Source organism: Nanoarchaeota archaeon, assembly GCA_018897155.1.
In the GTDB taxonomy this organism is placed as follows: Archaea; EX4484-52; EX4484-52; order EX4484-52; family LFW-46; genus LFW-46.
In genome coordinates this window covers 36,839-43,606 of record JAHILE010000059.1, presented here as the reverse complement: position 1 = coordinate 43,606, position 6,768 = coordinate 36,839, and the positions used below count along the sequence as shown (strand labels likewise).

At 42.7% G+C, this 6,768-nt stretch carries 5 protein-coding genes; 2 read left to right on the top strand and 3 right to left on the bottom strand.

The window, feature by feature from the left end; genetic code table 11:
* Nucleotides 1-137: 137 nt before the first annotated feature.
* Nucleotides 138-1,268 carry a glycosyltransferase family 4 protein gene (locus KKB09_07920; GenBank protein MBU4301114.1) on the bottom strand — a complete coding sequence of 377 codons (1,131 nt, stop codon included), beginning with the start codon at nucleotides 1,266-1,268 and terminating at the stop codon, nucleotides 138-140.
* Nucleotides 1,269-1,273: 5 nt separating this feature from the next.
* Nucleotides 1,274-1,837, bottom strand: coding sequence for a winged helix-turn-helix domain-containing protein (locus tag KKB09_07915; protein ID MBU4301113.1), 564 nt, complete (start codon nucleotides 1,835-1,837; stop codon nucleotides 1,274-1,276).
* Between the two features lie 120 nt (nucleotides 1,838-1,957).
* On the opposite strand from KKB09_07915, the gene KKB09_07910 reads away from it, so the two are divergent.
* On the top strand, nucleotides 1,958-4,399 hold the full coding sequence (locus tag KKB09_07910; protein ID MBU4301112.1) for a beta-propeller domain-containing protein: 2,442 nt from the start codon (nucleotides 1,958-1,960) through the stop codon (nucleotides 4,397-4,399).
* Nucleotides 4,400-4,420: 21 nt separating this feature from the next.
* On the opposite strand, the gene KKB09_07905 is transcribed toward KKB09_07910, so the two are convergent.
* The gene (locus KKB09_07905; GenBank protein MBU4301111.1) at nucleotides 4,421-5,005 is read right to left on the bottom strand and encodes a site-2 protease family protein; all 585 of its coding nucleotides are present in this window, start codon (nucleotides 5,003-5,005) and stop codon (nucleotides 4,421-4,423) included.
* Between the two features lie 51 nt (nucleotides 5,006-5,056).
* On the opposite strand from KKB09_07905, the gene KKB09_07900 reads away from it, so the two are divergent.
* On the top strand, nucleotides 5,057-6,766 hold the full coding sequence (locus KKB09_07900; protein ID MBU4301110.1) for a glutamate--tRNA ligase: 1,710 nt from the start codon (nucleotides 5,057-5,059) through the stop codon (nucleotides 6,764-6,766).
* Nucleotides 6,767-6,768 lie beyond the last annotated feature (2 nt).

The following is a 6,768-nucleotide window of genomic DNA, read 5'->3' as shown; positions in this document are numbered from 1 at the left end:
ATTATGTTGAACAGTCGCAACAGAAGCATTGGCATAAAACATTATCTACAAAGCCGAATTTCGGCGCACAAAGTAAGCTGATTCAGTTTGCGGCGTAAGTCATGCATGAAACGCCGCGCCATTTATGGCGCGGTAGTTTACTGGTTTGCGATGGCCTTCATGTAGGCCTTTTTTGTTTTTTCAGATATGTCTTTCCAGCTGTCAGACGCCAGCAAATCATGTTTTGCGTTTTTAGCCATAATCGCTCTCTTATTTTCGCTGTCAAGAAGCGCCGCTATTTTTTTTGCAAGCGCGCCTTTTTTAAGCGGTTCGACAATAGCAACACTTTCACTGCTGAATATTTCACGTGCGCCGGTGTCTTTTGTTGCAATGATTGGTGCGCCAAATTCTGCAGAATCAAGAAGCGTTATTCCGAACGGCTCAAAAACAGAAGGCGAGACAAAAACAGACGCATTCCGGTAAAGCGCTTTCAGCTCTTTTTCAGTTACATGCCCTTTGAATAAAACGCTTTTTTCAATCCCGTTTATTTTCGAAAGCGCGATAAGGCTGTTTTTCAGATTTCCGCTGCCGGCAATTATGAGTTTTGTGTCGGGGTATTTTTTAAGGATTTGCGGAAACGCCGATATGAGCGTTTCAATGCCTTTTTGCAGCGCAAGGCGTCCGACAAAAAGAACTCTTTTTTTGCGCGCAATGCGGTTATTTTCGTCAAGTTTATCAAGTGTCATGCTTGTGTAATTTCTGATTACTTCGATTTTTTCAGGAGCTGTTTTGTATTTTTTCAGCATCTCTTTTTTCATGAGATTGCTTACCGTTATTATTTTATCGGCGCCAAGTATTCCGGATTTTTCTATTCTTGAAATTTTTGAATTTGTTTCCTCGCCCGCGCGTATATGCTCAAGCGAATGAATTGTATGGACCCACGGCTTTTTGCTTTTTTTGCGAAGCGCCTTTGCCGCCGGAACGCACAGCCAGTCATGCGAATGAATGATGTCAAATGCAAATCCGCGCGCCTCAAATGCCTGCACGATGTTTTTATTGAACTTAGAAACATTTTTTATAATGTCTTCGATTGATTTTGCGCGCATAGTGCACGGGATTTCAACAATTTCAATATTTTTCGCGCGAGGAATGCGTATCGATCCTTTTGGGATGATGAGCGTTAGTGCCAGTTCTTCTGATGTAATATTTTTACAAATCTCGCGAATATGGACTTCCATTCCACCGCTATTCGCATTGCTTCCAAACCAGCCAAGCATAAGAACGCGCATATGTATTATACATGTTTTGATTTTAAATTCATTCTTTTTTCATTATTTATGTTGTATATGCCGTATGCTATAATGGCAACGCCTGCCACGATCATTGCTATTGCAATCCAGTCCGTAGGCAGGCTTTGCGATGCAGTGCCGGCAGAGTCTAAAGCAGCCTCTGGCGCACCTAATACGGCCTGAGATGCAGTAGTCTGGACTGATTCGGACGTTGCTGCTTTTTGCATTGATGAAGAAAGCGCGCCACCCGAAAAAAATCTTAAGAATCCGAAAGAAGCCGTTATGATGCCTGCGGCAAGCGTCAGCGCCAGTTGAAGAGGGACGCGCGGCTGAACTAAATACCTGCCTTTGTCAGTTGGCGTGTAGTACACCCACTTGTGCCCGGTTTCAACACGCTTCACAAGGCCGGCGGATTCAAGATTTTGGAGGTGCCCGACTACAGTTGACGGGGAAACGCCGATTTCTCTTGACAGTTCCGACGGCATCTTCTTCTGTTTTGCAAGCGTTTTCAGTATTTTTAGCCGCGTTTCTGCAGAAAGCGCTTTTATTGTGTTGCGGTCTAGCTCCATAATCGTTTTTGTAGTTCTATGCTTTTAAGCATTCCTTCTTTGTTCGGTCGTTGCCGAATGAAAAACATAGGTATAAATATGCGTCACAGACAAATATTGTCTGTGTTGATTATGTCAATTATGTCAAAAAATTGTAATGCGGGGTTTTGCGGCAAAAAAGCTTTCGGCAGCGCTCTTGCGGGTCTGGGCATTGTGTTCTTGATTATTGTGGCATATTCTGCCATACATTATAGCTCTCTTGATCAACCGCAAGCATCTCCAGGCCTAAAAAAAATAGCATCTCTTGAAGAGCTTCAAAAATATCTTGCCGAGAATTCAGATACTTCTGGATACGGCTATGGCGGATTAATAGCACGCTCTGCAATGGTTACCGAACAAATGGCAGTTACTGGCGCGAGTAAGTCTGCATCGGATAATAGCGCCCCTGAAGTTGGCGGAGCACCGGATTATTCCCAAACCAACATACAGGTCGCAGGCGTGGATGAGGCGGACATTGTAAAAAATGACGGAAAATATATTTATACGGTTTCTGGAAACAGCATAATTATTGTTGAGGCATCGCCCGCAGAAAATGCGAAAGTTCTATCAAAAATAGATTTTAATGGCAGTGTTAATGAAATATTTTTGAATGGCGACCGGCTTGTTATATTCGGGCAGGTTTATGAAAACTATGCAGAGCCGATGCCGCGTGAAAAAGAGATCGCAGGCTCATCAAAACTGGCGGATGTAAGTATTGCGCGCATGCCGCCGATAATGTATTCGTCAAAAACCACTATCAAAATCTATGATGTTGCTGACAGGAATAATCCGTCTATTTTATCAGGAGTTTCACTTGAAGGCAATTATTATGATTCGCGAATGATTGGAAATTATGTTTACGTCATAGCAAATCAGCCCACTTATTATTTGTATGATGCGAAGAACAACGTAACTGTGCCAAGAATATATGCAAACGGTAAGGCCGTTTCAACAGCATTCCCGGATATGTATTATTTTGAATACATCCCCGGAAACGTATTTACAACAATTGCTTCAATTGATCTTGACAATCCAACTGATGTTGAAAGCAAGATTCTTCTGACTAATTACGCCCAGAATATGTATGTTTCCGAGAAAAACATCTACATAACATATACAAAATGGATGAGCGAATTTGACTATATCGATAGATTGGTTGAAATAATAACGCCACAAGTTCCGTCAGATGTTCGGGAAAAAATAAATGCTGCAATGGCGCTTGAAATCAGCAAGCAGACAAAAATGCAGGCAGTGACAGAAATACTTGGTAAATATACTGCATCATTGAGTTTTGAAGAACGGCAGGCTTTTGAAGAAAATACGGCTGTAAAAATGGAAGAGCTTGTGAATCAGATTGCAAAGGAGCGCGAGAAGACAATCATCCAAAAAATCGCTATAGATAACGGAAACATAGAATACAAGACAAGCGGCGAAGTGCCCGGAAACACGCTAAATCAGTTTTCAATGGATGAGCACAACGGATATTTTAGAATTGCGACCACAACAAGCGGCAATGGCGGATTTGTTCCAATGGGTGGGGGTATTGTGCGTGCACAGACCGCAATTGCTGAAGCAACTGCATCTGGAGCAACAGGAAATGCGGTTTCTTCAACTTCACAGAACATTGGATCTGAAGGTATTTCAGAATCTTCTGAAGGCATAACCTGGGAAGAGCAACAAAGAATAGAGCAAGAGAATCCAACAAAAACAATTGCTGAAAAAAGAGTGGCTCCGCCACCTCAGCCGACAGGTCCGCTGAATCACGTATATGTTCTTGACGAGGATTTGAATATTGTCGGAAAGCTCCAGGATATCGCATCTGGCGAGCGTATTTATTCGGTACGATTCCTTGGCGATAAAGCCTATATGGTGACATTCAGGCAGATTGATCCATTATTTGTGATTGATTTGTCAGTTCCACAAGATCCGAAGGTATTGGGATACCTTAAAATACCCGGCGTATCGGATTATCTGCATCCTTACGATGAGACGCATATAATCGGAGTCGGAAGGGATGCAACAGAGGAAGGGCGAATAACCGGAATGAAGCTTTCATTGTTTGACGTATCTGATGTTGCCAATCCAAAAGAGATCTCAAAATACGTAATAGGTGAGCGCGGAACAGATTCAGAAGCATTGCGCGACCACAAAGCATTCCTTTTCAGCAAGGAAAAGAATTTGCTTGTTATTCCTGTTTCAGAATATCATCAGGTGAATGTTGAAAATACTAAGCCTGAATTTGGAGATTTCTGGCGAAGCACTTATGAACAATCAGCATATGTATTTAATATAGATTTAGCAAACGGAATTTCACTTAAAGGAAAAATAAGCCATAATAAGGCGCCGTCAACTTTTAATGAAACGATGTATAATTATAACTATGACTACAATACCCAGATACGCCGTTCGCTCTACATCGATAATGCGCTCTATACAATTTCGCAAAAGCTGATAAAGATGAACGCGCTGGACACGTTGGATGAAATCAACAAGGTGGAGTTGCCTTTTGAAGAGCAGAACTATTATGGCGGCGTAGTTTATTGAACTGCGTGTGTAACCGCTTGCTTAGGTCGAAATCAAAATTCCGCCCGCAAAAAGCATCATTCCCAACCACACAAACTTGTTCCAGTAAAACACTTTTGAGCCGTCAAGCGGCGGTATCGGAAGCAGGTTAAATGCTGCAAGGAATGTGTTGATATAGACTATGCTTTTTGTAAGGAAGAATGTTGGCGCGAAAATAAAGAATAGCGCTGCGATGAACATGTTTGTAAGCGGCCCTGCAATCGATATTATTCCATTTTGCCTTGGAGAGAGCACAATCTGGTGAAGACCATGCCTGCTCTGGAACACAGTGTATATTACTACCGCACCAGGCGCAGCGAAAACAAAGCCGCCGTTTGTTACAATTGCAAGCAACAAAGCCATAATCAGTCCGTTTTTCCACATTTCATACTGCGCAAAGCACTTATAATGCACTGCAGCGAACTTATGGGCGAGCTCATGCGGGATGAATGATAAGGCAACTATTACAGTTATCAGTCCGGCTTCTGCAAAAGAAAAACCAGGGCCTATTGAAAAGATTATGCCAAGCGCTATTGTAGATATCGCGATATCTCGGATTTCTTCAGTGCTGAATGTTATCTTTGTCATGCATTTTCCTTTGTTTTTGTTTTTTATATTTGCATTTGTCAATAGATGTGTATGCAGAAGAAAAAACAGGGTGGCATTTCTTTAGAGATTAGGAAAATCGCGCTCTTAAACGCAGTTTCGTTTGGAGGGAAAGCGAATGCAAAAGCAGTTGCAGGAAAGGTTCTTGCAAGCATTCCATCTGCCAGGGAGAATATTCCCGAAACAACGGCGCTTGCCGAAAAAATATGCTTCGAAGTAAGTTCCATGTCAATTGACGCGCAGAATGCAGAGCTGTCCAAACTGAAAATAACGGTTCCCGAAAAAAAGGCAAAGGAAGAAAAAAAAGCGCTTCCGCCGCTTGCTGGCGCTATTAGCGGAAAAGTCGTTATGCGCATGGCGCCGAATCCGAACGGCCCGCTCCATATAGGTCACTCTCGCATGGCAATACTGAATGACGAATACTCGAAAATGTATGGCGGCGCGCTTATTCTGCGATTTGACGACAGCGATCCGAAAAACAAGAACAAGCTGCCTATGAAAGAGGCATATGCCTGGATTGAAGAGGATTTGAAATGGCTTGGAATAAAATACGGTTGTGTAGAGCGCGTTTCAGCCCGAATTCCAATATACTATAACTATTTCGAACAATTGTTTGAAAAAAACGGCGCGTATATCTGCACCTGCAAGCAGGATGAATGGAGCGAAACTGCGCGAGTTAAAAGAAAGCAGTGCCCGTGCAGAAGCATTTCAATTGCAGAGAACCAAAAGCGATGGAATATGATGCTTGAGTGGAAATATAAGCAGGGTGGCGCAGTTGCCCGAATAAAGACATCTCTCTCTGAAAAGAATCCGGCAGTTATTGACTGGGTGGCATTCCGCATAATCGATGAGCCCGAGCATCCACTAACAGACAAATCCGTGAAAGTCTGGCCAATGCTTGATTTTGCCTCGGCAATTGACGATTATGAATTCAAGATAACGCATATTGTGCGCGGAAAAGACCTTGCTGTGTCAGAGCTGCGCCAAAGAGAATTATATGCGCATTTTTGCTGGAAATACCCCGAAACGCGCATATATGGAAAATTTGTCACAACCCAAGATACTGTTGTTTCAAAGACGAAAATAAATGAAGGCATGCGAGAGGGAAAATACACCGGATTTGACGACCCTCAGCTTGCCACAATACTGGCTTTCCGGCGGCGCGGAATTCAGCCTCTCGCAATACGTGAATATGTGCTTGCGCTCGGTATTTCAGAAAGCGAAACCACATTTGACATGAATATTCTTGAAAGCATCAACCGCAAGATGGTTGATTCAACAGCAGGAAGATACTTTTTTGTTGAAAATCCGCAAAAATTGGCATTTGACGCACATATTGAGCGGGAAGTTAAAATCAGGAAACATCCCCAGCACCCTGAAATGGGCGATCGCATACTGCGGATGTCGCGCGAAATATATCTCTCAAAAAACGATGTGGTGGGAGATGATTTTATGCTGATGGGCGCAATGCTTCCTGCAAGAATCGATGGAAAAAAAATAAAGCTGCTTGAAACTGCGAACCGGCGTTTTATACACTGGCTTCCTGCAGATGATGCGCAGGCAATTAATGCAGAGATAAAGATGCCTGACGGGACTGCAAAAAAAGGATTTATTGAAAAAAACATACTTTCTGAAAAAGTTGGCACAGTGATTCAATTGGAGCGCTTTGGATTTGCGCGCATCGATACTATCGACAAATCTAAAGCTAATATATATGTTTTGCTATATTATACACACAAGTGATT

Coding starts and splice junctions, on each gene's coding strand:
- KKB09_07920 (MBU4301114.1), bottom strand. CDS start 1,268: ATGCGCGTTCTTATGCTTGGCTGGTTTGGAAGCAATGCGAATAGCGGT.
- KKB09_07915 (MBU4301113.1), bottom strand. CDS start 1,837: ATGGAGCTAGACCGCAACACAATAAAAGCGCTTTCTGCAGAAACGCGG.
- KKB09_07910 (MBU4301112.1), top strand. CDS start 1,958: ATGTCAAAAAATTGTAATGCGGGGTTTTGCGGCAAAAAAGCTTTCGGC.
- KKB09_07905 (MBU4301111.1), bottom strand. CDS start 5,005: ATGACAAAGATAACATTCAGCACTGAAGAAATCCGAGATATCGCGATA.
- KKB09_07900 (MBU4301110.1), top strand. CDS start 5,057: ATGCAGAAGAAAAAACAGGGTGGCATTTCTTTAGAGATTAGGAAAATC.